General features: G+C 56.0%; 25 protein-coding genes. 15 read left to right on the top strand and 10 right to left on the bottom strand.

Features of this window, described 5'->3' with window-relative positions; translation table 11 throughout:
• Positions 1-169 precede the first annotated feature (169 nt).
• Genes hypE through hypA form a run of 5 tightly spaced genes read right to left on the bottom strand, consistent with a single transcriptional unit; the run spans position 170 to position 3,787 of the window.
• On the bottom strand, positions 170-1,180 hold the full coding sequence (gene hypE / locus ABTW00_RS18225; RefSeq protein ID WP_433636685.1) for a hydrogenase expression/formation protein HypE: 1,011 nt from the start codon (positions 1,178-1,180) through the stop codon (positions 170-172).
• Entirely contained in the window at positions 1,177-2,298 is a 1,122-nt protein-coding gene (gene hypD / locus ABTW00_RS18220; RefSeq protein ID WP_433636683.1) for a hydrogenase formation protein HypD, read from the bottom strand. The genes hypE and hypD overlap by 4 nt, the downstream gene beginning before the upstream one ends.
• Complete coding sequence (locus ABTW00_RS18215; RefSeq protein ID WP_064547776.1) at positions 2,298-2,570, bottom strand: HypC/HybG/HupF family hydrogenase formation chaperone; 273 nt, start codon at positions 2,568-2,570, stop codon at positions 2,298-2,300. Before ABTW00_RS18215 ends, hypD begins: the two co-directional genes overlap by 1 nt.
• Positions 2,561-3,433 (bottom strand): hydrogenase nickel incorporation protein HypB, encoded by an 873-nt coding sequence (gene hypB, locus ABTW00_RS18210; protein WP_433636680.1) that lies wholly within the window; start codon positions 3,431-3,433, stop codon positions 2,561-2,563. The genes ABTW00_RS18215 and hypB overlap by 10 nt, the downstream gene beginning before the upstream one ends.
• A gap of 3 nt (positions 3,434-3,436) precedes the next feature.
• Complete coding sequence (gene hypA, locus ABTW00_RS18205; RefSeq protein ID WP_064547780.1) at positions 3,437-3,787, bottom strand: hydrogenase maturation nickel metallochaperone HypA; 351 nt, start codon at positions 3,785-3,787, stop codon at positions 3,437-3,439.
• 215 nt (positions 3,788-4,002) lie between these two features.
• On the opposite strand from hypA, the gene hycA reads away from it, so the two are divergent.
• The 9 genes from hycA (at position 4,003) to hycI (ending at position 12,016) form a co-directional block, all read left to right on the top strand.
• Complete coding sequence (hycA, locus tag ABTW00_RS18200; protein ID WP_064547782.1) at positions 4,003-4,470, top strand: formate hydrogenlyase regulator HycA; 468 nt, start codon at positions 4,003-4,005, stop codon at positions 4,468-4,470.
• A gap of 83 nt (positions 4,471-4,553) precedes the next feature.
• Positions 4,554-5,162, top strand: coding sequence for a 4Fe-4S dicluster domain-containing protein (locus tag ABTW00_RS18195; RefSeq protein WP_163447245.1), 609 nt, complete (start codon positions 4,554-4,556; stop codon positions 5,160-5,162).
• Positions 5,159-6,985, top strand: a complete 1,827-nt coding sequence (hycC, locus tag ABTW00_RS18190) for a formate hydrogenlyase subunit 3 (protein WP_433636677.1) — start codon at positions 5,159-5,161, stop codon at positions 6,983-6,985. The genes ABTW00_RS18195 and hycC overlap by 4 nt, the downstream gene beginning before the upstream one ends.
• A 2-nt stretch (positions 6,986-6,987) precedes the next feature.
• Positions 6,988-7,911, top strand: a complete 924-nt coding sequence (locus ABTW00_RS18185; RefSeq protein WP_064547788.1) for a respiratory chain complex I subunit 1 family protein — start codon at positions 6,988-6,990, stop codon at positions 7,909-7,911.
• A gap of 16 nt (positions 7,912-7,927) precedes the next feature.
• Positions 7,928-9,637 (top strand): formate hydrogenlyase subunit HycE, encoded by a 1,710-nt coding sequence (gene hycE / locus ABTW00_RS18180; RefSeq protein WP_064547790.1) that lies wholly within the window; start codon positions 7,928-7,930, stop codon positions 9,635-9,637.
• A 167-nt stretch (positions 9,638-9,804) separates the two neighbouring features.
• Positions 9,805-10,347 carry a formate hydrogenlyase complex iron-sulfur subunit gene (locus ABTW00_RS18175; RefSeq protein ID WP_064547792.1) on the top strand — a complete coding sequence of 181 codons (543 nt, stop codon included), beginning with the start codon at positions 9,805-9,807 and terminating at the stop codon, positions 10,345-10,347.
• The gene (locus ABTW00_RS18170) at positions 10,347-11,114 is read left to right on the top strand and encodes an NADH-quinone oxidoreductase subunit B family protein (RefSeq protein WP_433636674.1); all 768 of its coding nucleotides are present in this window, start codon (positions 10,347-10,349) and stop codon (positions 11,112-11,114) included. The genes ABTW00_RS18175 and ABTW00_RS18170 overlap by 1 nt, the downstream gene beginning before the upstream one ends.
• Positions 11,111-11,521, top strand: a complete 411-nt coding sequence (locus ABTW00_RS18165) for a formate hydrogenlyase maturation HycH family protein (protein WP_065357866.1) — start codon at positions 11,111-11,113, stop codon at positions 11,519-11,521. Before ABTW00_RS18170 ends, ABTW00_RS18165 begins: the two co-directional genes overlap by 4 nt.
• Before the next feature lie 21 nt (positions 11,522-11,542).
• Positions 11,543-12,016: a hydrogenase maturation peptidase HycI gene (hycI, locus tag ABTW00_RS18160; RefSeq protein ID WP_433636672.1), complete on the top strand. Its 474-nt coding sequence runs from the start codon at positions 11,543-11,545 to the stop codon at positions 12,014-12,016.
• A 41-nt stretch (positions 12,017-12,057) separates the two neighbouring features.
• Here the strand turns inward: hycI and ABTW00_RS18155 are convergent, their stop codons facing one another.
• Complete coding sequence (locus ABTW00_RS18155) at positions 12,058-13,764, bottom strand: lysophospholipid acyltransferase family protein (RefSeq protein ID WP_433636670.1); 1,707 nt, start codon at positions 13,762-13,764, stop codon at positions 12,058-12,060.
• Positions 13,765-13,874: 110 nt separating this feature from the next.
• Positions 13,875-14,849: a porphobilinogen synthase gene (gene hemB, locus ABTW00_RS18150; protein ID WP_065357864.1), complete on the bottom strand. Its 975-nt coding sequence runs from the start codon at positions 14,847-14,849 to the stop codon at positions 13,875-13,877.
• Positions 14,850-15,379: 530 nt separating this feature from the next.
• On the opposite strand from hemB, the gene ehaB reads away from it, so the two are divergent.
• Both ehaB and ABTW00_RS18140 read left to right on the top strand, forming a co-directional pair.
• Entirely contained in the window at positions 15,380-18,304 is a 2,925-nt protein-coding gene (gene ehaB / locus ABTW00_RS18145; protein WP_433636668.1) for an autotransporter adhesin EhaB, read from the top strand.
• Positions 18,305-18,396: 92 nt separating this feature from the next.
• Complete coding sequence (locus ABTW00_RS18140; RefSeq protein WP_065357862.1) at positions 18,397-19,023, top strand: helix-turn-helix domain-containing protein; 627 nt, start codon at positions 18,397-18,399, stop codon at positions 19,021-19,023.
• Here ABTW00_RS18140 and ampH read toward each other — a convergent pair.
• Positions 19,020-20,183 (bottom strand): D-alanyl-D-alanine-carboxypeptidase/endopeptidase AmpH, encoded by a 1,164-nt coding sequence (ampH, locus tag ABTW00_RS18135; RefSeq protein ID WP_064547807.1) that lies wholly within the window; start codon positions 20,181-20,183, stop codon positions 19,020-19,022. The genes ABTW00_RS18140 and ampH overlap by 4 nt on opposite strands.
• 331 nt (positions 20,184-20,514) lie before the next feature.
• Between ampH and sbmA the strand changes: the two genes are divergently transcribed.
• Both sbmA and ABTW00_RS18125 read left to right on the top strand, forming a co-directional pair.
• Positions 20,515-21,738, top strand: a complete 1,224-nt coding sequence (gene sbmA, locus ABTW00_RS18130) for a peptide antibiotic transporter SbmA (protein WP_271447582.1) — start codon at positions 20,515-20,517, stop codon at positions 21,736-21,738.
• Between the two features lie 33 nt (positions 21,739-21,771).
• Complete coding sequence (locus ABTW00_RS18125) at positions 21,772-22,878, top strand: DUF1615 domain-containing protein (RefSeq protein WP_064547811.1); 1,107 nt, start codon at positions 21,772-21,774, stop codon at positions 22,876-22,878.
• On the opposite strand, the gene ABTW00_RS18120 is transcribed toward ABTW00_RS18125, so the two are convergent.
• Positions 22,875-23,177, bottom strand: coding sequence for a DUF2755 family protein (locus ABTW00_RS18120; protein WP_064547813.1), 303 nt, complete (start codon positions 23,175-23,177; stop codon positions 22,875-22,877). The genes ABTW00_RS18125 and ABTW00_RS18120 overlap by 4 nt on opposite strands.
• A 249-nt stretch (positions 23,178-23,426) precedes the next feature.
• On the opposite strand from ABTW00_RS18120, the gene ABTW00_RS18115 reads away from it, so the two are divergent.
• Positions 23,427-23,621 carry a DUF2754 family protein gene (locus tag ABTW00_RS18115; RefSeq protein WP_065357860.1) on the top strand — a complete coding sequence of 65 codons (195 nt, stop codon included), beginning with the start codon at positions 23,427-23,429 and terminating at the stop codon, positions 23,619-23,621.
• 47 nt (positions 23,622-23,668) lie between these two features.
• On the opposite strand, the gene ddlA is transcribed toward ABTW00_RS18115, so the two are convergent.
• On the bottom strand, positions 23,669-24,769 hold the full coding sequence (gene ddlA / locus ABTW00_RS18110; RefSeq protein WP_065357859.1) for a D-alanine--D-alanine ligase: 1,101 nt from the start codon (positions 24,767-24,769) through the stop codon (positions 23,669-23,671).
• A gap of 276 nt (positions 24,770-25,045) precedes the next feature.
• Here ddlA and ABTW00_RS18105 point away from each other — a divergent pair, with 276 nt between their 5' ends.
• Entirely contained in the window at positions 25,046-26,245 is a 1,200-nt protein-coding gene (locus ABTW00_RS18105; protein WP_064547818.1) for a multidrug efflux MFS transporter, read from the top strand.
• Positions 26,246-26,446 lie beyond the last annotated feature (201 nt).

Below are 26,446 nucleotides of genomic sequence, written 5' to 3'. Positions count from 1 at the left end.
TAAAAGCACCGCGCTGGGTGCGATAACTAATAATAATAAATTTTCAGTTGTAGGCCGGATAAGCGAAGCGCCATCCGGCAGAATTCGCGAAAATTGCCGGATGGCGGCGTAAACGCCTTATCCAGCCTACATCTAACATCAACGTCCTAAGTTACGCGTATTTCAGACGTTAACAAATTCGCGGAAGCGGCTCGGCGTGAGGGAGGTCTAGCGTACGTTTTACGCCGTATAATCCGGCAACGCGCACTCCCCGGCGTTCGGTCACTTCGCCAATGATAGCGGCATTGCTGCCTAAAGGATGGGCGCGCAGTGCGGCCAGCACTTCTTCGGCAGCGTCGCGGCTGACGCCAATCACCAGTTTACCTTCATTGGCAAAGTTAAGCGCGTCAAGCCCCAATAATTCGCACACGCCGCGCACGGCGTCTTTGAGCGGCAGATGCTGCTCCTGAATTTCGACGCCAAAGCCGCAGCTGGCGGCAAACTCGTGGGCCACCGCGTTGACGCCGCCGCGGGTGGCATCGCGCAGCGCTTTGACGCCGGCAATCGGCCGCAGCGCTTGAATCAGCGGCGTGAGCACCGCGCAGTCGCTTTGCAGTTCGCCATCGAGGCCCAGCTGTTCACGCAGATTAAGGATGGTTGCGCCGTGGTCGCCCAGAGTGCCGCTGACAATCAGCACGTCGCCCGGCGTCAGCGTTGCCGCGCCCCAATGAATGTCGGCGGGAATCGCGCCCATCCCGGCGGTGTTGATAAACAGTTTATCCGCCGCGCCGCGACCGACGACCTTGGTATCGCCGGTGACGATTGCGATGTCTGCCGCTTTGGCCGTTTCAGCCATGGTGTTAACCACCGCTTCCAGCGTCTCCAGCGGCAAACCCTCTTCGATAATAAACCCGCAGGAGAGATAACGGGGGACCGCGCCGCTGACCGCCACGTCGTTGGCGGTGCCGCATACCGCCAGCTTGCCGATATTGCCGCCGGGGAAGAACAGCGGGTCAATCACATAGCTGTCGGTGGAAAACGCGAGGCGGTCGCCGTGCGCGGTCAATGACGCCAGCGACAGGCGCGCCTGATCTTCTTGCTCGGCGAGCCAGGGGTTGGCGAAAGCCTTCATAAACAGGCTGTCGATGAGCTGCTGCATCGCCAGGCCGCCGCTGCCGTGGGCTAACTGGATAGTGTTCATGCTTCGGACTCCTGACTGCGATATTGATACCAGGCGGCGCACGCCCCTTCGGACGAGACCATCAGCGCGCCGAACGCGCTTTGCGGATTACAGGTTGCGCCAAACAGCGGGCACTGGTGCGGTTTACAGCGGCCGGTAAGCACGTCGCCGCAGCGGGCGCGCGGGTCGTCGCAGACGCGCTGCGGCTGCGGCTTAAAGTGGGTTTCGGCGTCAAAACGTTGATAGTCGTTGGTCAGCTGTACGCCAGAATCGTTGATTAATCCCAGGCCGCGCCATTCGCTGTCGCCCTTGACCGTAAATACCTCGGCAATCGCTTTTTGCGCCAGCGCGTTGCCGTCGTCCGGCACCACGCGGCGATACTGGTTCTCGACGCGGCTCTCTTCGGCAATTTTCTGCTCTACCAGCATATTAACGCCCTGAAGCAGGTCCACCGGCTCGAAACCGGCGACCACCAGCGGGCGATGATAGTCGCTGGCGATAAAGCCGTAAGCGTGAGTGCCAATCACCATGCTGACATGACCCGGCGCGAGAAACGCGTCGATGCCGTTATCCGGCTGATCCAGCAGGCTGCGCAAGGTTGGAATCAGCGTGATGTGCTGGCAGAAAAAGAAGAAATTCTCGACGTTCTGCGCCTTCGCCTGCTGCAGCGTAATGGCGGTGGTCGGCATGGTGGTTTCAAAGCCGAGACCAAAGAACACCACTTTGCGCGCCGGATTCTGCTGCGCCAGCTTGAGGGCGTCCATTGGCGAATAGACGATACGAATATCCGCGCCGCGTGATTTGGCCTGCATCAGCGAGCCGTTTTTCCCCGGCACGCGCATGGCATCGCCGAAGGTGCAGAAAATCACCTCCGGATGGCTGGCAATTTCAATACAGGTGTCGATGCGTCCCATCGGCAACACGCAGACCGGGCAGCCCGGCCCGTGGATAAATTCGATGTTCTCCGGCAGCAGCTGGTCGAGACCGAATTTAAAAATCGCATGCGTGTGGCCGCCGCACACTTCCATGATGCGCAGTGGGCGTTCGGCGGTATAAGCCAGATGTTGTGCGCGGTTTTTCAGGTGGGCAATCAGCTGCATCACCTGTTCCGGCGCGCGGTACTCATCAACAAAACGCATTACCGTTCCTCGCCAAAGAGCAGGGCGCCAACGTCCGGCTCCACTTCAAACATATTTTCCAGCGCCGCGAGGGTGTCGCGCGCCTCTTCCTCATTGATGACGCTCATGGCAAAGCCGACGTGCACCAGCACCCATTGGCCGATGCGCGATTCGCCGTTCTCATCCACCGCGCCGACCAGCGTCAGGTCGACGTCGCGCTTGATCCCGCAGACGTCCACTTTTGCCTGCACGCCGTCAATGGCGGAAATTTGTCCCGGAATGCCTATGCACATCGCTGCGTCTCCAGCCAGTTTAGCCAGGTGTCCATGCCTTCTCCGCTGGTGGCGGAAATGAGGATGATTTCAATCTCCGGGTTCACTTCGCGAGCGCAGGCCAGGCACTTCTCAACGTCGAAGTTGAGGTACGGCAGCAGGTCGACCTTGTTGAGCAGCATCACCGAGGCGGCGGCGAACATATGCGGATATTTCAGCGGCTTGTCTTCACCTTCGGTGACCGACAGCACCGCAACCTTATGGCGCTCGCCAAGGTCGAAGCTCGCCGGACACACCAGGTTACCGACGTTCTCAATAAACAGAATGCCGTTGCTCTCAAGCGGCAGGCGTGGCGCGGCGTCGGCAATCATCTGCGCGTCGAGGTGGCAGCCTTTGCCGGTATTGACCTGAATCGCCGGGGTGCCGGTGGCGCGAATGCGCGCGGCGTCGTTGACCGTCTGCTGGTCGCCTTCAATCACGGCGCAGGAGACGCGGTCTTTCAGGCGCATCAGGGTTTCGGTGAGCAGGGTGGTTTTACCGGAACCGGGGCTGGAGACCAGATTCAGTACCAGCTGTTCGCGGGCGGCAAAGCGCGCGCGGTTGCGGGCGGCAATCTGGTTGTTTTTATCCAGCACGTCGATTTCAACTTCCAGCATCCGGCGCTGGCTCATGCCCGGCGCGTGGGTGCCTGCTTCGCCATGGCCGTAGTGCAAGTCGCCGTTGTCGGCGGCCTGAGGCTGGAATGCTTGGGTTCTGACGCCGGTAATCGACAGGGCCGGACGGCCTGCCGGTGCGAAGGGGGCGCTGCGGAACAGTGAATGCGGATTACGTTCATCGCCCTCTATATAGAGGTTGCCTTCGGCACAACCACAGGTGGTACACATACTTTACTCCTGATCAATTTCAATTCGCTGAATCTGTAAACCGTCGTCGGCGACGATGCGCAGGTTGTCGCTATTGCACTGTGGGCAACGGCGGACGTGTACCGACACGAGCTGGACGTACTGCTGGCAGGATTCACACCAGCACTCCGCCTCCTGCTCTTCGACGTGGAGTTTACAGCCTTCAGCCAGCGTGCCGCGGCACACCAGATCAAAACAAAAGGTCATTGCGCTCGTCTCTACACAAGAAAAAGCGCCGACCTTGATCCAGACGCCAGTGACGCGCTTGGCGCCGTTCTGTATCGCCTGTTGTTCAACAATTTCCAGCGCCCGCTGGCAGAGCGTGATTTCGTGCATAACGCCTCCCGTTTCTCTTAACTCGCAGACGTAATGCAATAACGATGCCAGAGATGTAAAAGCGTCGCGAAAGACTGTCGATGACGATGTCACCCTGACGAAATGACATGTCGTTAGCGGCATGTCATTTCCATAAAATAAATAAAAATCAATGCATTAAAAATATGGCATGAAATGTGCTTAGGAGGCTTGTTTCTATTAACCGGGTAACCGACATGACTATTTGGGAAATTAGCGAGAAGGCTGACTACATCGCCGATCGTCACCGCCGCCATCAGGATCAATGGCGTGTGTACTGTAACTCTCTGGTTCAAGGGATCACATTGTCAAAAGCGCGTCTGCATCACGCGATGAACTGCGCACCGGAGAAAGAGCTGAGCTTCGTGCTGTTCGAACACTTCGTGGTTTCCGTCAGCCTGTCAGGCGGCTTTAACAGCCACACCGTTGAGTACTACGTGGAAACGCGGGATGGCCTGAATAAAGAGTGCGTTGCACGCGCCGAGCTGAACGCCAGCGGCTTTATTGATGGCACCATCAATATCCGCGATCGCGAGCAGGTGCTGGAACACTACCTGGAAAAAATTTCGCCGGTATACGACACCCTGTATGCGGCCCTGGAGAGCGACAGCCCGGTTAATTTTGGCGGCCTGGCGCAGCAATCTCATCAGGCTTCCATCGCCTGAATTATCGGTGTGTCGACGGGTGTCGAAATGACACCTGCTCTGCATGATTTCGTCAAAAATGACTGTCACCTGAGGAAGACCTGGTGAATCGTTTTGTAATTGCTGACTCTACCCTCTGTATCGGTTGCCGCACCTGCGAAGCAGCCTGCTCGGAAACGCATCGCCACCATGGCCTGCAATCGATGCCGCGGCTCAGAGTAATGCTCAATGAAAAAGAATCCGCGCCACAGCTGTGCCACCAATGTGAAGACGCGCCATGCGCCGGGGTATGCCCGGTCAATGCCATTAACCGCGTCGATGGCGTCGTACAGCTCAATGAAAGCCTGTGCGTCAGCTGCAAACTGTGCGGCATTGCCTGCCCGTTTGGGGCGATTGAATTTTCCGGCAGCCGTCCTCTGGATATCCCGGCGAACGCTAATACGCCGAAAGCGCTGCCTGCTCCGCCGGCACCGGCTCGCGTCAGTACGCTGCTCGACTGGGTTCCAGGCGTGCGCGCCATCGCGGTGAAATGCGATCTGTGTCATTTCGATGAGGAAGGCCCGGCCTGTATCCGCACCTGCCCGACGAAAGCACTGCATCTGGTCAACAACATGGACATCGCCCGCGTCAGCAAACGCAAGCGCGAGCTGACCTTCCACACCGATTTAGGCGATCTGTCGCTGTTTCAGGCGCAACAAGGAGAGGCGAAATGAGCGTGATGACCTTAATCAATAGCGCGGTGGCGTGGTTTGCCTTCGCCGCGGTGCTCTCCTTTTTGCTGTCGTTTAAAAAATCCCTTAGCGGGTTTGTCGCCGGGATTGGCGGCGCGCTGGGCAGCGTTTGTGCGCTGCTGGCCGGGGTGCAGGTGCTGATTCACGCCTTTCCGGTGATGGGCCATCTTTCGCTGGTGCACTACAGCGTGCTGGTCACGCCGCTGAACGCGGTCTGGCTGATTGCGCTGGGCCTGTGCGGGCTGTTTGTCAGCCTCTATAACATTGACTGGCATCGCCACCCGAAGGTGAAAAATAACGGTCTGCTGGTGAATGTTCTGCTGGCGGCGGCTGTCTGTGCGATTGTCGCCAGCAGCTTCGGCTCGCTGGTGGTGATGGCGGAAATTATGGCGCTGTGCGGCGCGTTCCTTACCGGCTGCGCCTCTTCCGGCAAACTGTGGTTTGCCCTGGGCCGTCTGGGCACGATTCTGCTGGCGGTTGCCTGCCTGCTGCTGTGGCAGCGTTACGGCACGCTGGATCTGGTGCTGCTGAACGAACGTGCTCAGCAGCTGCCGGTCGGTTCTGACATTTGGGTGCTGTGCGTGCTGGGCTTTGGCCTGTTGGCAGGCATTATCCCGCTGCACGGCTGGGTGCCTTCGGCGCATGCCAATGCCAGCGCACCGGCCGCCGCGCTGTTTTCTACCGTTGTGATGAAAGTGGGGCTGCTCGGCATTCTCACCGTCTCGCTGCTGGGCGATGCGCAGCCTCTGTGGTGGGGGATTGCTCTGTTAGTGCTGGGGATGATCACCGCGTTTGTCGGCGGGCTGTACGCGCTGATGGAGCACAACATTCAGCGCCTGCTGGCGTACCACACTCTGGAAAACATCGGCATTATCCTGCTGGGTCTGGGCGTTGGCGTCACCGGTCTGGCGCTGCAACAGCCGGTAATGGTCGCGTTGGGTCTGGTCGGTGGTCTGTACCATCTGCTTAACCACAGCCTGTTTAAAACCACGCTGTTCCTCGGCGCGGGTGCGGTCTGGTTCCGTACCGGCCATCGCGACATCGAAAAGCTGGGCGGGATTGGCAAGCGTATGCCGATGATCTCGCTGGCCATGCTGGTGGGCCTGATGGCGATGGCCGCGCTGCCGCCGCTGAACGGCTTTGCCGGTGAGTGGGTTATCTATCAGTCCTTCTTCAAGCTGAGCACCAGCGGCGTGTTTATTGGTCGCCTGCTTGGGCCGCTGCTGGCCGTAGGCCTGGCGATTACCGGCGCGCTGGCGGTGATGTGTATGGCAAAAGTCTACGGTGTCACCTTCCTTGGCGCGCCGCGCACCCAGGAGGCTGAAAACGCCTGCTGTGCGCCGCTGCTGATGGCGGTGAGCACCGTCGTGATGGCGCTGCTGTGCATCGTGGGCGGCGTTGCTGCACCGTGGCTGCTGCCGCTGCTGAGTACCGCCGTGCCGCTGCCGATGGCCACCGCGCATACCGTGGTTTCCCAGCCGATGATTACCCTGCTGCTGATTGCCTGCCCGCTGCTGCCGTTCATCATTCTGGCGCTGCTCAAAGGCAATCGCCTGCCAAGCCGTTCTCGCGGCGCGGCGTGGGTCTGTGGCTACGACCACGAACAGTCAATGGTGATTACCGCGCACGGTTTTGCGATGCCGGTGAAACAAGCCTTTGCCCCGGTACTCAAACTGCGTAAATGGCTCAACCCGGTCTCTTTGGTACCGGGCTGGCAGAATGCGGCGGCGGCGCCGCTGCTGCAACGTCTGGCGCTGGTTGAACTGGCGGTGCTGGTCGTGATTGTCATCTCTCGAGGAGCCTGAACATGACGGTCTTATTTGCTTTATTGCAGGCGCTGGTGCTGTTCGCCGTCGCGCCGCTGCTCTCCGGTATTACCCGCGTGCTGCGCGCACGGTTGCATAACCGTCGCGGGCCGGGCGTGATGCAGGAGTATCGCGACATCATCAAACTGCTGGGCCGTCAGAGCATTGGCCCGGACGCTTCCGGCTGGGTCTTCCGTCTGACGCCGTTTGTGATGGTTGGCGTAATGCTGACCATCGCCACCGCGCTGCCGGTGGTGACCGTAGCCTCGCCGCTGCCGGGTCTGGGTGACCTGATTACCCTGATCTATCTGTTTGCTGTTGCGCGTTTCTTCTTCGCGATTGCCGGTCTCGACACCGGTAGCCCGTTTACCGCCATTGGCGCCAGCCGTGAAGCGATGCTCGGCGTGCTGGTGGAGCCGATTCTGCTGCTCGGCCTGTGGGTCGCCGCGCTGGTGGCCGGTTCAACGCACATCAGCAATATCACCGACACCCTTTACCATTGGCCGGTCAGCCGCAGCATTCCGCTGGCGCTGGCCTTCTGCGCCTGTGCCTTCGCCACCTTTATCGAAATGGGCAAACTGCCGTTCGACTTAGCGGAAGCGGAGCAGGAGCTGCAGGAAGGCCCGCTCTCCGAGTACAGCGGCAGCGGCTTCGGCGTGCTGAAGTGGGGCATCAGCCTGAAACAGCTGGTGGTGCTGCAGATGTTCGTTGGCGTCTTTATCCCGTGGGGCCAGATGACCAGCTTTAGCATCGGTGGCCTGGTGATTGCCGTGATTGCCGCCATCGTCAAGCTGGTGGTCGGCGTGCTGATTATCGCCCTGTTCGAAAACAGCATGGCGCGTCTGCGTCTGGATATTACCGGTCGTATCACCTGGACCGGGTTCGGTTTAGCCTTTTTAGCCTTCGTCTCCTTGCTGGTGGCGTGATAAGAGAGTTTTGAGCATGTCTGAAGAAAAAGTGGGTCAACACTACCTCGCTGCGCTGCACCAGGCCTTCCCGGGCGTGGTGCTGGACGAAGCCTGGCAGACCAAAGACCAGTTAACGATTACCGTGAAGGTGAACTACCTGCCGGAAGTCGTCGAGTTTCTTTACTACCAGCAGGGCGGCTGGCTGTCGGTGCTGTTCGGCAACGACGAACGTAAACTGAACGGACACTATGCGGTCTACTACGTGCTGTCGATGGAAAAAGGCACCAAGTGCTGGATCACCGTGCGCGTCGAAGTTGACCCTAATACCCTGGAATACCCGTCCGTTACGCCGCGCGTTCCGGCGGCGGTGTGGGGCGAGCGCGAAGTACGCGATATGTACGGCCTGCGCCCGGTGGGGCTGCCGGATGAACGTCGTCTGGTGCTGCCGGATGATTGGCCGGACGAGCTGTACCCGCTGCGTAAAGACAGCATGGACTATCGTCAGCGCCCGGCACCGACCACCGATGCCGAAACCTACGAGTTCATCAACGAACTGGGCAGCAAGAAAAACAACGTAGTGCCGATTGGCCCGCTGCACGTCACCTCCGATGAACCGGGCCACTTCCGTCTGTTCGTTGACGGCGAGAACATCATCGACGCCGACTACCGTCTGTTCTATGTCCACCGCGGCATGGAGAAACTGGCGGAAACCCGTATGGGTTACAACGAAGTAACCTTCCTGTCGGACCGCGTGTGCGGCATCTGCGGCTTTGCTCACAGCACCGCCTACACCACCTCCGTTGAGAACGCGATGGGTATCGTGGTGCCGGAACGTGCGCAGATGATCCGTGCGATTCTGCTGGAAGTGGAGCGTCTGCACTCGCATCTGCTGAACCTTGGCCTGGCGTGTCACTTCACCGGTTTCGACTCCGGCTTTATGCAGTTCTTCCGCGTTCGTGAAGCCTCCATGAAAATGGCGGAAATCCTTACCGGCGCGCGTAAAACCTACGGTCTGAACCTGATCGGCGGCATCCGTCGCGACTTCCTGAAAGACGACATGATCCAGACCCGTCAGCTGGCGCAGCAGATGCGTCGCGACGTGCAGGATCTGGTAGATATTCTGCTGAGCACCCCGAACATGGAACAGCGTACCGTGGGTATCGGCCGCCTGGATCCGGAAATCGCCCGTGACTTCAGCAACGTCGGCCCAATGGTTCGCGCCAGCGGGCATGCCCGCGACACCCGCGCCGATCACCCGTTTGTGGGCTACGGTCTGCTGCCGATGGAAGTGCACAGCGAGCAGGGCTGCGACGTTATTTCGCGCCTGAAAGTACGTATCAACGAAGTGTTCACCGCGCTGAACATGATCGACTACGGCCTCGATAACCTGCCCGGCGGCGAGCTTGCGGTAGAAGGTTTCACCTACATTCCGCACCGCTTCGCGCTGGGCTTCTCTGAAGCGCCGCGCGGTGACGATATTCACTGGAGCATGACCGGCGACAACCAGAAGCTGTATCGCTGGCGCTGCCGCGCGGCGACCTACGCCAACTGGCCAACTCTGCGCTATATGCTGCGCGGTAACACCGTTTCCGATGCGCCGCTGATCATCGGCAGCCTCGACCCTTGCTACTCCTGTACCGACCGTATGACCGTGGTCGACGTGCGTAAGAAGAAGAGCAAGGTCGTGCCGTACAAAGAGCTTGAGCGCTACAGCATCGAGCGTAAGAACTCGCCGCTGAAATAATTGGGGCACTGCGTGGGGGTTCCCCTCACCCCGACCCTCTCCCCAAAGGGGCGGGGGGAAGGGCAGATCGCGTTCGGGCTGACCGACAACGCCGTTCTGCCCCCTCTCCCTTCCAGGGAGAGGGCTAGGGTGAGGGTAAAAACACCGCACGCAATCCGGGAGCAACTATGTTTACCTTTATTAAAAAAGTCATCAAAACCGGCACGACGACATCGTCCTACCCGCTGGAGCCGATGCCGGTGGATAAAAACTTCCGCGGCAAGCCGGAACACAATCCGCAGCAGTGCATCGGCTGCGCGGCGTGCGTTAACGCCTGCCCGTCGAACGCGCTGACGGTGGAAACCGATCGCGCCGCTAATCAGCTGGCGTGGCAGTTCAACCTCGGTCGTTGCATCTTCTGCGGCCGCTGCGAAGAAGTGTGCCCGACGGCGGCGATTAAGCTGTCGCAGGAGTACGAGCTAGCGGTGTGGAAAAAAGAAGATTTCCTCCAGCAGTCGCGCTTTGATATCTGCAACTGCCGCGTGTGTAACCGTCCGTTTGCAGTGCAAAAAGAGATTGATTACGCCATTGCGCTGCTCAAGCACAACGGTGACAGCCGCGCGGAAAACCACCGCGAAAGCTTTGAGACCTGCCCGGAATGTAAGCGTCAGAAATGTTTGGTGCCTTCCGACCGTATTGACATGACTCGCCACATGAATGAGGCCATCTGATGAGCAACTTAATAGGGCCACGCGACGATAACGGCATGCCGGTGCCGATGACGGTAGAGGAATCTATCGCCAGCATGAAAGCGTCGCTGCTGAAAAACATCAAGCGTTCAGCCTACGTTTATCGCGTGGACTGCGGCGGCTGTAACGGCTGCGAGATTGAAATTTTTGCGACGCTTTCACCGCTGTTCGACGCCGAACGTTTTGGCATTAAGGTGGTGCCGTCACCGCGTCATGCCGACATTCTACTGTTCACCGGCGCGGTCACCCGCGCCATGCGTTCGCCGGCGCTGCGCGCCTGGCAGTCCGCGCCGGACCCGAAAATCTGTATCTCCTACGGCGCCTGCGGCAATAGCGGCGGTATCTTCCACGACCTGTACTGCGTCTGGGGCGGTACCGATAAAATCGTGCCGGTGGACGTTTACATTCCCGGCTGCCCGCCGACGCCTGCGGCGACGCTGTACGGCTTTGCTATGGCGCTGGGTCTGCTGGAGCAGAAAATCCACGCCCGCGCGCCGAGTGAACTGGACGCGCAGCCGACAGAAATTCTGCATCCGGACATGGTCCAGCCGCTGCGCGTGCAGGTTGACCGCGCCGCGCGCCGCCTGGCGGGCTACCGCTACGGTCGTCAGATTGCCGACGACTATATGCTGCATCTGAACCAGGGCGATGCTCAGGTTCAGCAGTGGCTGGCAACGGAAAACGATCCGCGTCTGACGGAAATCGTCACGCAGCTTAACCACGTAGTAGAAGAGGCACGTATTCGATGAGCGAACAGGTGGTGTTCAGTCAACTGAGCCGTAAATTTATTGATGAGAACGATGCTACGCCTTCCGAGGCGCAGCAGGTCGTCTATTACAGCCTGGCGATTGGCCACCACCTCGGGGTCATCGACTGCCTCGAAGCCGCGCTGACCTGCCCGTGGGATGAATATCTGGCGTGGATTGCTACGCTTGAAGCGGACAGCACGGCGCGGCGCAAGATGGAAGGCGTGCCGAAATACGGTGAGATTGTTATCGACAGCAACCATGTGTCGATGCTGGCGAACGCGTTTGATAAAGCGCGCGCGTCACAAACGCCGCAGCAAAAAGAGTGGAGCCAGGCGATGCTCAATATGCTGCACGCCATTCATCAGGAGAGCGCCATCTATCTGATGGTGCGCCGCCTGCGCGACTGATTTTACGATTGAGGAATGACCATGACTGACGTTTTACTCTGTGTCGGCAATAGCATGATGGGCGATGATGGCGCTGGCCCACTGTTGGCAGAAATGTGTGCAGCCCAGCCGAAAGGGGCGTGGGTCGTGATTGACGGCGGCAGCGCGCCGGAAAACGATATTGTGGCGATCCGCGAGCTGAATCCGGCGCGCCTGCTGATTGTTGATGCTACCGATATGGGGCTGAACCCCGGCGAGATTCGCATCATCGACCCGGACGATATCGCCGAGATGTTTATGATGACCACCCATAATATGCCGCTGAACTACCTGGTGGATCAGCTGAAAGACGACGTGGGCGAGGTGATTTTTCTCGGCATTCAGCCAGATATCGTCGGCTTCTACTATCCGATGACCGAGGCGATTAAAAACGCCGTTGAGGTGGTGTATCAACGGCTGGAAGGCTGGCAGGGCCACGGCGGTTTCACGCAACTGGAAGCAGAGGATGAGGCGTAATCCTCTCCTCATCCCAACCCCCTCCTGAGACGGAGGGGGAACTATTCATCGAGATGTGCGGCAATATAACGCTGGTAGCGATTGGCCTTCAGATAGGTTAAGTCCACCAGCACCAGCCCATCGACACAGTTATTGAAGTCCGGATCGCTGCCAAAGTCGATAAACTGCACTCCGCCTGGTTCGCAGACTTCGGAATATTGCTTGTACAGCGGCGGGATGCCGCAGCCGAGATTGCCGAGCAGCGACTTCAGGCGCGTCAGGTCTTCGCTATAATCTTCGCCGCCAAACTGCGCCAGTACGTCGGGTAACGACGCCGGGTAAGGGCGGCGCGACTCCGCCAGCGGATGCGTTGCCGGAAACCACAGGCGATAAAAAGCGACCAGCAGGTCGCGCGCCGAAGGTGGCAGCCCGCCAGAGATGGAGACCGGGCCGAACAGATAGCGGTAGTGCGGGTAGCGCGCCAGATACGCGCCGATGCCGGACCACAGGTAGTCCAGCCCGCGACGTCCCCAGTAGCGCGGCTGAATGAAGCTGCGCCCCAGCTCAATACCGTGTTGCAGAATATCGTTCATCCGCTCATCGTAGTGGAACAGACTATAGCTGTAGATGCCGTCCAGCCCGCGTTTTTCCAGCTGCATGGCGGTAGGCATAAAACGATAGGCGCCGACGATTTCCAGATCCTCTTCATCCCACAGAATCAGATGCAGATAGTCGTCGTCGTAACCGTCAACGTCGCGGCGTTTGCCGCTGCCTTCACCGACTGCGCGGAAGGCGATTTCGCGTAGCCGCCCCAGTTCGCGCAGCAATGGCGCGTCTTCCTGGCCGTTACGCTGCCATAAATAGATCATTTTCCCGTCCGCCGTGCGCCCCAGACATTCCGCCTGGCTGAGTTCACGTTTAAGCAGCGCGCGCGCCTCCGGGCGAGCAATTGCGCTTTCGGTTTTAAAGATGCCCGGCAGCCGTTTGCCTAACCGCTGCACGTGGCGATAGCAGCGGTCCGTCATTTCGCGCGGCGTGGACTGTGGATTAAACCAGGCGGACCACGAAATTTGTTCGCCAATCGTCAGCGGCAGGCTGCTGTTACGACGGCGGAACATCTGCTGCATCAGTAGCAGTAACGGCAGGTTTTGCGACACCAGCGTGCTGGTGTAAAACAGCGTACTGTTGCGCGCTTCAATCCATGCTGGCAGCAGCGGAGCGCGGTATTTCGCCGCCAGCTTGATAAAGCCGGAGTGCCATTTTTTATCGCGGATGCCGCGACGCGTCAGGCGCGACACTTCGCCCGCCGGAAAGAAAATCAGCACGCCGCCGTTTTGTAGCTGGCCGTCCATTTGCTGGAGCGCGGTTTTGGCGGTACGACCGTTGATATTGTCCACCGGAATAAACAGCGAGCTGAGCGGCTCAAGGTGCGTCAGCATCCGGTTAGTGACCACTTTGACGTCGCGGCGCACGCGGGATACGGCATAGAGTAGGGCCAGGCCGTCAAGCGTACCGGTAGGATGGTTCGCGATCATCACCAGCGGGCCTTGCTCGGGGATTTGTTCGAGACTGCGCAGCGGGATATCGCAGTGGATGTTGAGGTGTTCCAGCACCTGTTCGACGGTATCCAGCCCTTTCAGGTGACGGTGGCGTGCCGCGAACTGCTGAAACTCTTCTTCATGCAGCAGCTTTCTCAGTAGGTTTTTTTGCCAGGGGGCGGGCTTCGCCTCTGGCCACAGGTCGTCGATGACATTGTCGAGACTAAACATAGTGGCTCCTCCTCTGTCCTGCTGTGACAGTAGAAGGGGGAGATGTCGGTGAGATGGCAGTTTGGTGACGTTTTATGACAAACGCCCCGCATTGCGGGGCGTTGGGGGAATTAACGCAGAATTTTCTTCTCGGCTAAATCAAGCGCGAAATAGCTGAAGATGAGGTCTGCGCCAGCGCGTTTGATGGCGCCGAGGCTTTCCAGCACCACTTTCTCTTCGTCAATGGCGCCAGCCTGTGCGGCAAATTTAATCATCGCGTACTCGCCGCTGACCTGGTAGGCGCCGATCGGTAGCTCGGTGCGTTCACGAATATCGCGCAGGATATCGAGATAGGCGCCCGCCGGTTTGACCATCAGGCAGTCGGCGCCCTGCGCTTCGTCGAGCAGCGACTCGCGAATCGCCTCGCGGCGGTTCATTGGGTTCATCTGATAGGTTTTGCGATCGCCCTTCAGCGCGGTACCGGCCGCTTCGCGGAACGGGCCGTAGAAGGAGGAGGCAAATTTGGTGGAGTAGGACATGATCGCGGTATCGGTGAAGCCCGCCGCGTCCAGCGCCTGGCGAATAGCCTGCACCTGGCCGTCCATCGCCGCGGAAGGGGCGATAAAGTCTGCACCCGCCGCCGCCGCAACCACCGCCTGTTTGCCAAGGTTAGCCAGCGTCAGGTCGTTGTCCACGCCGTGATCGCACAGGACGCCACAGTGGCCGTGAGAGGTGTATTCGCAGAAGCAGGTATCGGACATGACGATCATTTCCGGTACGGTTTGCTTACAAATACGCGACATACGCGCCACCAGACCGTCTTCTTTCCAGGCGTCGCTGCCGGTGTCGTCGGTATGGTGAGAAATACCAAAGGTCATCACCGAGCGGATACCGGCGTTAGCAATGCGTTCAATTTCGCGCGCCAGATGCTTCTCTGGAATGCGCATCACGCCCGGCATGGCCTCGATGGCTTTGTAATCGTTGATTTCTTCTTCAACAAAGATCGGCAACACCAGGTCGTTTAAGCTCAGTGTTGTCTCTTCAAACATAGCGCGTAGCGCAGCAGATTTGCGCAGGCGACGGGGGCGATGGAGTAAGTCTGTCATGGTATGCCTGATGTTTGTGAAATAAGAGCGCTATTGTAACCGAATCAGAGGGAAGATGTTTTACTAAAGTGGTGGTTATGTGGTCTGAAGAACCAGGTACCCCAGTGAATGTCAGATGTGACTTAATAATCAGAATATATAATACCTTTCTGATTTTTATCCTTTTTAAAATATATATTGTTTATGTGGGTTTGTTTTTATTATTGATATGGTTTTTAGGTATTCCTTTGCGCATCGTTTTTAGTATGTTTTTGTTTATTTATTTGTTGGATTTAATAGCTTTTATTTATTCATTTTAATTTATCTTTATTTGTTATATATGGTTGATTTTATTGCGTTTTGATGGGGTTGTTTATTTCTTTAAATAATCGCATTTCTTTATTTATTGTGTCCGGATTCGAACTATATATGAACTGGAGTTGAACCATTTGCTATGCGCGTCGCATAATTTCCTCCGCATAGCATATAAATGTTTTATCGCAATTGTTAATTGATGGACCAACATATATATCCCTGAGGAGGGATGACAAATGCACTCCTGGAAAAAGAAACTTGTAGTATCACAATTAGCATTGGCCTGCACTTTGGCGATCGCTTCTCAGGCAAATGCTTCTACAGATATCTCTGGCACCACCTACAACACCTTCAACCATTATAACGACTCAACTTATGCTGATGGCGTTTACTATGATGGTTATGTAGGCTGGAACAACTACGAGACCGATAGCGTTTACAACGGGGACATCTACCCGGTAATCAATAATGCTACCGTCAACGGTGTGATTTCTACCTATTATCTGGATGATGGCCTTGCTACCAACACCAATGCCAACAGCCTGACCATTAAAAACAGCACTATTCACGGTATGATCACCTCTGAGTGCATGACCAACGATTGCGCAGATCGTGACGCAACGGGTTATGTTTACGACCGCCTGGCGCTGACCGTTGATAATTCGACTATCGATGATAACTACGAACATTATACTTATAATGGCACGTATACCGATGGTACTGCAGATACTCACGTTGTTGATGTCTATAACCTGGGTACCGCGATTACCCTGGACCAGGAAGTTGACCTGGTTATCCAAAATAACTCTCACGTTGCGGGTATTACCCTGACTCAGGGTTATGAGTGGAGTGACGTTGACGATAATACCGTTAGCACCGGCGTTGATAGCAGCGAAGTGTTTAATAACACGATCAACGTGACGGATTCGACTGTAACCTCTGGTTCATGGTCTGATGAAGGCACTTCCGGCTGGTTCGGTCATAACGGTAACGCAAGCGATTACGATGGCTCCAGCTATACTGCTGATGACGCTGCGATTTCTGCTATTGCGAATCCGTATGCTGATAACGCGATGCAAACCACCGTTAACCTCAGTAATTCTACTCTGAACGGCGATATCTTCTTCTCCAGCAATTTTGACGAAAACTTCTTCCCTAACGGCGCTGACAGCTATCGTGATGACGATTCAACCGTAGATACTAACGGTTGGGACGGCACAGACCGTATGGATGTTACCCTGGATAATGGCAGCAAGTGGGTCGGTGCGGCCATCTCTGCGCATCAGGTTGATACTGACGGTGATGGCGTTTACGACAGCTTTGCGGCAGGCACTGACGCCACTGCTACGCTGATTGATATTGCGGCTAACAGCCTGTGGCCATTGTCAACCTATGGAGTTGATAGTAACGATACCGCTTATGATGAAAACGGTCACGTTGTGGGCAATAGCGTCTACCAGAGCGGCCTGTTCAATGTAACTCTGAACAATGGTTCGCAGTGGGATACCACGAAAACCTCACTGATCGACACTCTGAGCATTAACAGTGGTTCCGTCGTTAATGTGGCTGATTCTAATCTGGTTTCTGACTCCATCTCTCTGACCGGTGGCTCCGCGCTTAACATCAAGGAAGACGGCCACGTTGCTACTGATGAGCTGACCATTGACAACAGTACCGTCACTATTGCCGATGATGCTGCTGCCGGTTGGGGCGTTGGCGATGCGGCACTGTATGCCAACACGATCAACGTTACTAACGGCGGTGTCCTGGATGTCGGTAACAGCACGGCGTATGCGCTGCAGACCGATATTCTCAATCTGACCAGCACCACAGACGCTAACGGTGAAGTGAATGCTGGCGTATTCGATATTCACAGCAACAATTTCGTTCTGAATGCCGATCTCACCAACGACCGTACCAACGACACCACTAAGTCTAACTATGGCTACGGTGTTATCGCGATGAACTCTGATGGTCACCTGACTCTCAACGGTAACGGCGATTCAGATACCTCTTCCGATCAGTCTGAAGTGGATAACGCTGGCGATAGCGTTGCAGCAGCGAGCGGTAACTATAAAGTTCGTATCGATAACGCCACGGGTGAAGGTTCTGTTGCTGATTACAAAGGCAAGGAGCTGATCTACGTTAACGATCAGAACAGCACCGCAACTTTCTCTGCTGCGAACAAAGCCGATCTGGGTGCTTACACCTATCAAGCTAAGCAGGTTGGCAATACGGTAGTAATGGAACAGACTCGTCTGACCGACTACGCAAATATGGCGCTGAGTATTCCTTCTGCTAACACCAACATCTGGAACCTGCAGCAGGATACCCTGAATACCCGTCTGAACGCTTCTCGTCACGGCTTCACCGACAATGGCGGCGCATGGGTGAGCTACTTCGGCGGTAGCTTCAATGGCGACAATGACGCCATTAAATACGATCAGGATGTTAACGGCATCATGGTGGGCGTGGACTCTAAAATCGACGGTAATAATGCCCAGTGGCTCGTCGGTGCAGCTGCTGGCTTCGCGAAAGGTGATATGAGCGAACGTTCAGGACAGGTCGATCAGGATAGCCAGTCTGCCTATGTCTACTCTTCTGCCCGTTTTGCGAACAACGTCTTTATTGATAGCAACCTGAGCTACTCCCGCTTCAGCAACGACTTAACCGCGACGATGAGTGATGGTACCTACGTTGATGGGGACACAACTTCTGATGCATGGGGCTTCGGTCTGAAACTGGGTTATGATTGGAAAATCAACGATGCAGGCTATGTGACCCCATACGGTGCGATTTCTGGTCTGTTCCAGTCCGGTGACAGCTACCGTCTGAGCAATAGCATGAATGTTGGCGATCAAGATTACGACAGCATGCGTTATGAGCTCGGTTTTGATGCCGGCTACACGGCGAACTTCGGCGACCAGGCAATTTCTCCGTACTTCAAACTGGCTTACGTCTATGACGACTCAAGCAACGACGCCAATATCAATGGTGACAACATCGATAACGGCGTAGAAGGTTCAGCGGTACGGGTTGGCGTGGGTAGCCAGTTCAGCTTTACCAAAAACTTCAGCGCCTACACCGGTGTGAACTACCTCGGCGGCGGCGATGTTGATCAGGATTGGGCGGCTAACGCCGGTGTGAAATACACCTGGTAATTTTCACAACACCGGGAAGGAAACTTCCCGGTGTTTGATGCTTTATTCAACGCCCGTCATGATGATGGGTTTTTTTGTAGGGATTGCAAAACATGCCTTCTTCAAGCAAGCCGCTCCGTGAGTTTTTGGCTCTTGATAAAAGACTGTCTCAAACGGGTACGTGCTTTCAGCTTGCTGCTGGGGAGCCGATCCTACCTGCCCATTACACCATAAAGGACGTCACGGTTGTCGTTCAGCAAGGCGTAGTGTCACTACATCGCCATGAAGGCCATGTACTTTGCGGCATTCTGCAAAGCCCCTCGATTTTTGGACTCGCCGCCGCCGCTAACGCAATCCGCAACGACTACACGCTGGTCGCAGAAAGTGACTGTCGCGGTTTCTATCTTCCGTCGCAGGAAACGCTCAAATGCCTGGAACGCTATCAGCTATGGCGAGAGGCGTTTTACTGGATGACATGGCAAACACGAATGCTGGAAATGCGTGATACGCAGCTTATTGGGACCAATCATTACGATCAGATTCGCTCAACGCTGCTGACGATGATTGGCTGGGATGACGATATTCGCTCGCGAATTGGTGTGCTGAACTATATCCAGCAGCGCACGCGAATATCACGCTCGGTCATTGCCGAGGTGCTTTCCGCGTTACGCAAAGGGGCATATATCGAGATGAAAAAAGGCAAACTCGTGAGTATCACGCGTTTGCCTACCCACTATTAAGAGGCGGGAATAACGCCAGGTTTGTTGCCGCTCAACTCAGTGACCAGTTCGTTGATACCGTCACTCATATTAACAAAGCGGGTTAACGGTGAACGGGTAACGACCACGAACGCGCCGACGTTAGACTGCGGAATCATCGCCATATAGGTGATAAAGCCTCCGCCACCGCCGGTTTTCTGGATAATGCCCGGACGGCCATTTTTGGGCGCCATATACACCCAGCCGAGGCCTAGCGCGTCGGCGCGGCCCGGCACGTCCATCCCGACAACGCGGGTCAGTTGATTACGCTGGTAGACCAGCGTCTGCATGCGGTCAGCCTGGCTGCTGCGGTGATAGAAGTCTGATGATAAATACTGCTGCATCCAGCGCATCATATCACCCGGCGTAGAATAAACGCCGCCGCTGCCCATTGCCGCCAGGGTGTTGTTACACGGGCTGGCCCCTTTCTCTGCCACCATCAGACGGCCGCACTGGTCCGGCGATGGTGTAAAGGTGGTGTCCTTCATGCCCAGCGGGCGAGCGATCTGCTCTTCAAACAGCTGCGGGTAGGGTTTGTGCGCGGCGTTGCCCAGCGCATCGGCCAGCAGGTCGAAGGCCAGGTTAGAGTAGCTGGCCTGCGAGCCCGGCGCAGCGTGCAGTTTTGCTGACGAGAGATAGCTCCAGCGCTGTGATTGGGTCGGCCATACGAAGACCGGACGATGCGCCGCGCCGCCAGGCTGCTCGCGCGGCAGAGAACTGGTATGCGTTGCCAGGTTCACTAAGCGAATTGGCGTGCCGTTGTAGGTCGGAACGCTCGCGCCGGGCGGTGCATATTTACTCAGCGGATCGTCGAGCTTAACCACGCCCTGATCGAGCAGTTTTACCAGCATTTCGCTGGTCATCAGCTTCGTCAGCGAGGCGATACGAATCACCGAGTCAAGCTGCGGATGCACGTTGTTGCCCGGCCGGGTTTCGCCAAAGCTGCGGAACACGCGCTGGTTGCCGTCAATCACCACCAACGCCATACCGGTCGCACCGCTACCGTAGAAGATATGGTTGGCGTAACGGTCAACAATGTCGGACGCAAACGCGGGCGCGGTAATCGGCTGTGGCTGAGCAGCCTGCGCCGAGGTCAATGACGCCACGCACAGCGCGGCAGAAAAAAGCAGACTACGTTTCAACGGAAGCATCCATGAATTGAAATGGGAGTGTAATGCGTATTTATACTAAAAATACATCGAATCGGCATCAGGCACAGCGCCATTAAACGGTATGATAGCGGGAAAAACGTAACCGGGCGTAAACGCGATGATTATTCCGCGACGTGGATGCGCACTTTTGTGATCCGACGCGTATGATAGATGCGTGGGCCGCCTGCGAACTCTGGCGGTATTTTTCGGTCTGACTGCACAGTTACATTGCCTAATACCTCTTTACGGTAAAAACGATCCGTGGCGGTATTCTGTTGTCATAGCACAACGCAGAATCATAAGAAGTTAGCAGGAGAGTACGATGTTTAAGTCTTTTTTCCCTAAGCCGGGACCCTTTTTTCTCTCGGCGTTTATTTGGGCAATGGTTGCGGTTATTTTCTGGCAGGTGGACGGCGGTAGCTGGCTATTGCGCCTGACCGGTGCAAGCAATGATGTTCCGATTAGCGCGGCACGTTTCTGGTCGCTGAACTACCTGGTGTTTTATGCCTACTATCTGGTGTGCGTTGGGCTCTTTGCCGGCTACTGGTTTATTCGCAGCCCGCACCGTTGGCAGTACTGGTCGATTCTGGGCACGGCGCTGATTATCTTTGTGACCTGGTTTATGGTGGAAGTTGGCGTGGCAATTAACGCCTGGTATGCACCCTTTTATGATCTTATTCAGGCGGCGCTGGCCTCACCAAACAAAGTATCGATTAACCAGTTCTATCAGGAAATTGGCATCTTCCTCGGTATCGCGCTTATCGCTGTCGTCATCGGCGTGTTGAATAACTTCTTCGTCAGCCACTATGTGTTCCGCTGGCGTACCGCGATGAACGAGCACTACATGACCCACTGGCAGCACCTGCGCCATATTGAAGGGGCAGCACAGCGTGTACAGGAAGACACCATGCGCTTCGCGTCGACGCTGGAAGATATGGGTACCAGCTTTATCAACGCCATCATGACCCTGATTGCCTTCCTGCCGGTTCTGGTATCGTTGTCTGCACATGTGCCGAATCTGCCGATCGTCGGCCACGTGCCGTACGGTCTGGTGATTGCGGCGATCGTCTGGTCGCTGATGGGGACCGGGCTGCTGGCGGTAGTAGGTATCAAGCTGCCGGGGCTGAACTTTAAAAACCAACGCGTTGAAGCGGCCTATCGTAAGGAACTGGTTTACGGTGAAGATGATGCCACTCGCGCCACGCCGCCGACCGTACGCGAGCTGTTCAGCGCGGTGCGCCGTAACTATTTCCGCCTTTATTTCCACTATATGTACTTCAATATTGCTCGTATTCTGTACCTGCAGGTGGACAACGTTTTCGGTTTGTTCCTGCTGTTTCCGTCGATTGTTGCCGGTACGATTACGCTCGGTCTGATGACTCAGATAACCAACGTTTTCGGCCAGGTACGCGGATCGTTCCAGTATCTGATCAGCTCCTGGACCACGCTGGTGGAGCTGATGTCTATCTACAAGCGTCTGCGCAGCTTCGAACGAGAGCTGGATAATAAAGATTTGCCGGATGAAGTCGTACAGCCGCAGAGCTAGGCGATAATCGTTTATTTTTGATAAGGATAAACCATGGCGATAGCCACAACGCGTTACCGTTCGTGTTCTCTTACCCTGCTGGCCGCCGCGCTGTTAAGCGCCTGTACCAGCCAGCAGGCACCGAAGCTGAAAGAGGGCGAAAAACCGGTCGATGTGGCAAGCGTGGTGCGGCAAAAAATGCCCGCCAGCGTGAAGGACAGAAACGCCTGGGCGCAGGCGCTGGCGAAGACTTTCGAGAGCCAGAAGCTCGCGCCGACGGAGGAGAATATCTGTTCGGTGCTGGCGGTCGCGCAACAGGAGTCGAACTATCAATCCGACCCGTCGGTGCCTAATCTGAGCAAAATCGCCTGGCAGGAGATCGATCGCCGGGCGGAGAAGATGCACATTCCCGTTTTCCTCGTACACACCGCGCTGAAAATCAACTCGCCTAATGGCAAAAGCTACAGCGAACGGCTGGATAACGTGAAAACGGAGAAACAGCTAAGCGCAATATTCGACGACTTTATCGGTATGGTGCCGATGGGGCAGAAGCTGTTTGGCTCGCTTAACCCGGTTCATACCGGCGGTCCGATGCAGGTCAGCATCGCCTTTGCCGAACAGCATCAGGATAACTACCCGTGGAAGATGGACGGCACCGTCCGCCAGGAGGTCTTTTCCCTGCGCGGTGGTCTGTGGTTCGGCACCTACCATCTGCTGAACTACCCGGCGAGCTACACGGCGCCTATCTATCGCTACGCCGACTTTAACGCCGGCTGGTACGCCAGTCGCAACGCCGCCTTCCAGTATGCGGTCAGTAAAGCAACGGGTGTGAAGCTGGCGCTGGACGGCGACGTGATTCTCTACGGCAGCGACGAGCCGGGCAGCACGGAGAAAGCGGTCAGGAAGCTGGCGGACAAGCTGTCGTTGAGCAACGCTGAGATTCACCGTCAGCTACAGAAAGGCGACAGCCAGGCATTTGAAAATACCGCGCTGTACAAAGGGGTGTATAAGATTGCCGAGCAAAAAGCGGGTAAACCGCTGGCCCGCGAGATGCTGCCGGGGATTCAGTTGGAGAGCCCGAAAATAACCCGTCAGTTGACCACGGCGTGGTTTGCTAAACGGGTTGATGAACGCCGGGCTAAATGTATGGCCCTGAACTAATCGTGATGACGCAGGCGGCGCACCAGGGAAACCACGCCAAGGATGGCGCAGCCTGCAAGGAAGGGCACCAGGCCGAACAGAGTACTCACCCCGAGGCCAATTTCCACGCGCGGGCGACCGCTATCCTGAATCTGCATCAGATGCTCATAGATACCCGGAGCGTGCAGCACCAGCGATAGCAGCTGCGCACCGACTGAAAAACACAGCAGGACGAAAAGCGCGTACGCCAGGTTGCCAGACGCGGAGGACGCCTTTTTCTTCCCACTGAACATGAGCTTTGACAAGGTAAAATCTGTCATTGGGACCTCCAGGGTAACGTGGCGACGGATTATTACGTGATACTGGGGTGAGTGTGGCAGTAGATGACGATTGTCAATATCGGATTTATGGTAAATTTTGAGCCAGAATATTCCTGGTTTTGCGATCCGATTCTGGTATTTCTCGCTTTAGCTTAACGTTAAATCCCTTTAACATTCGCTAACTGCCGTTCACACCACAGACGTCGTCGCGGGTTTATGGCATCCTGTTTTCTTTGTGATGGAGTCGCTATGAACCTGCCTGTGAAAATCCGCCGCGACTGGCACTACTACGCGTTTGCGATCGGTCTTATCTTTATTCTTAACGGAATTGTTGGCCTGCTGGGATTTGAGGCGAAGGGCTGGCAAACCTATGCCGTGGGGCTGGTGACCTGGGTGATTAGCTTCTGGCTGGCGGGGCTTATTATTCGTCGCAGGGAAGAGTAAAAGGTCAGGATTTATCGGGGCGCGTTACCGCGCCCCGAAAACATGTCTTAATCGTTCATCGACGTTTTCAGCGCCTTATCGGCCTGATGACGCTCCAGCGCGAGCTCGATCAAGCGGGTAATCAGCGACGTATAGTCCAGACCGCTGGCCTGCCACAATTTCGGATACATACTGATGTTGGTGAAACCAGGCAAGGTATTGATTTCGTTAATCACCACGTCGTTATCGGCGGTCAGGAATACATCCACGCGCGCCATACCGCTACAGCCTAACGTTTGATAAGCATCAATCGCGACATGACGGATTTTATCGTTCACTTCAGCGGAAATCGCCGCAGGAACCACCACCTTCGCGCCGTTATCGTCAATGTATTTGGTGTCGTAAGCGTAGAATTCACTGTTCAGCACGATCTCACCGCAGGTGCTGGCCTGTGGATCGTCATTGCCCAGTACTGCGCATTCGATTTCACGGCCTTTAATGCCTTGCTCCACTACGACTTTATGGTCGAATTCAAAAGCTAGCGCGACGGCTTTCGCGTACTGCTCCGCATCGTTGACCTTACTCACGCCAACCGAAGAGCCCTGATTCGCAGGCTTAACGAACAGCGGCAGACCAAGCTTCGCTTTGATCTCGTCGAAGGTGAAACTGTCGCGGTTGCGGCGCGTCAAGGTAACAAACGGCGCAATAGATAGCCCGGCGTCGCGCAGCAGGCGCTTGGTCACGTCTTTATCCATGCAGGCGGCAGAGCCCAGAACGTCGGAGCCGACAAACGGCAGGTTTGCCATGCGCAGCATCCCTTGCAGGGAACCGTCCTCGCCTAACGTGCCGTGCACAATGGGGAAAATCACATCGATGGCGTCCAACGGCTGGCCGCTTTCGGCATCAATCATTTGCTGGCGCTCACGGCCTGGAATATGGGCCAGCGTGGTCGTAGAAGGGCGCAGCGCGATACGGGCGGGGTCCTGAGCATTGAGCAGATAGTTCTGCGCATCGCTGATGTGCCACTGCCCCTGTTTATCAATGCCTAACAGCACGACGTCAAACCGCGTTTTATCGATCGCTTCTACAATATTCTTCGCGGACTGTAGGGAGACTTCGTGCTCCGCCGATTTGCCGCCAAAAACAATCCCAACCCGCAACTTTGCCATTCTCTAATTCCATCCATTCCAAACGCAAAGCACATAACATACCACGGCCGTTGCGGGCTATCTGCCTTTTCCATCTCGTTTAAGGTGAATCCGCCGCAGGTGCTAAGCATAACTCACTAATGTCTTGCGTTTTGAACGTGATATTAATCACAAAAATGGGCTTGTTGGCTGATAAAATCCTGAAATAATTGATTAAGCATCTCTGACAATACGGCGAGAGAAGCGACTTGCTAACCTGACAACTTGTTCTCGTCAATTGAAGTTAAACGCGTCGTTATGGAATCCTGGAAGGTTAACCTTATTTCCGTCTGGTTCGGCTGTTTTTTCACCGGGCTAGCGATTAGCCAGATTTTGCCTTTTTTACCGCTTTATGTGGCGCAGCTCGGCGTCACCTCGCACGAATCGCTGTCTATGTGGTCAGGCTTGACCTTCAGCGTCACCTTCCTGGTGTCAGCCATTGTATCGCCAATGTGGGGAAGCCTCGCTGACCGTAAAGGCCGCAAGCTGATGCTGCTGCGCGCATCGCTCGGGATGGCGGTGGCGATTTTATTACAGGCCTTCGCCACCAACGTCTGGCAGCTCTTTTTCCTGCGCGCCATTATGGGCTTAACCTCCGGCTATATTCCTAACGCGATGGCGCTGGTGGCCTCGCAGGTGCCGCGTGAGCGAAGCGGTTGGGCGCTGAGCACCTTATCGACGGCACAAATCACCGGGGTGATCGGTGGGCCACTGCTCGGCGGTTTTCTTGCTGACCACGTGGGGCTGCGAATGGTGTTCTTTATCACCGCCTTTCTGCTGATGGTGAGCTTCCTGGTGACGCTGTTTTTAATCAAAGAGGGCGCTCGTCCGGTGCTGGAAAAAGGCGAGAAGCTGAGCGGCAAGGCGGTATTTGCCTCACTGCCGTACCCGGGGCTGGTGATCAGCCTGTTTGTGACGACGATGGTGATTCAGCTGTGCAACGGTTCGATTAGCCCGATTCTGGCGCTGTTTATTAAATCTATGTCGCCTGACAGTACCAACATAGCCTTCTTAAGCGGCATGATTGCCGCCGTGCCCGGCGTATCGGCGCTGATTTCCGCGCCAAGGCTGGGCAAGCTCGGGGACCGTATCGGCACGGCCCGCATTTTGCTGGGCACGCTGGTCTTTGCCGTGGTGCTGTTTTTTGCTATGTCGTTTGTGACCACGCCGCTACAGCTTGGCATTCTCCGTTTTATTCTTGGCTTTGCCGATGGCGCGATGCTGCCGGCGGTACAAACGCTGTTGCTCAAATATATTAGCGAGCGTGTTACCGGGCGTATATTCGGCTATAACCAGTCGTTTATGTATCTGGGTAACGTGGCGGGGCCGCTGATTGGCGCATCCATTTCAGCAATGGCGGGATTCCGCTGGGTATTTATTGCCACCGCGGTGATTGTGCTGATTAACCTATGGCAACTGGCGGTAATGCTCCGTCGTACCCAGCCGGTTCGTCAGTAATATCATGGTCACGAGGGAAATAGCGGCACAACGTTATTTCCTTCGATTCATTCCTCTCTTATTCAAATTTGGACCATGGCTCTGCATTATTATGCGAGAGAAACGTTTCGCTGACGAAAAATGAAACTAATTCCATGATATTAATAGGGATTATATTTTTGCGGGTTTCACTTGCAGAATTGTCTGGATATTGTAATTCTA

The sequence above is a fragment of the Kluyvera georgiana genome (genome assembly GCF_050990895.1).
In the GTDB taxonomy this organism is placed as follows: Bacteria; Pseudomonadota; Gammaproteobacteria; order Enterobacterales; family Enterobacteriaceae; genus Kluyvera; species Kluyvera georgiana.
This window is presented reverse-complemented; position numbering and strand designations above follow the sequence as displayed.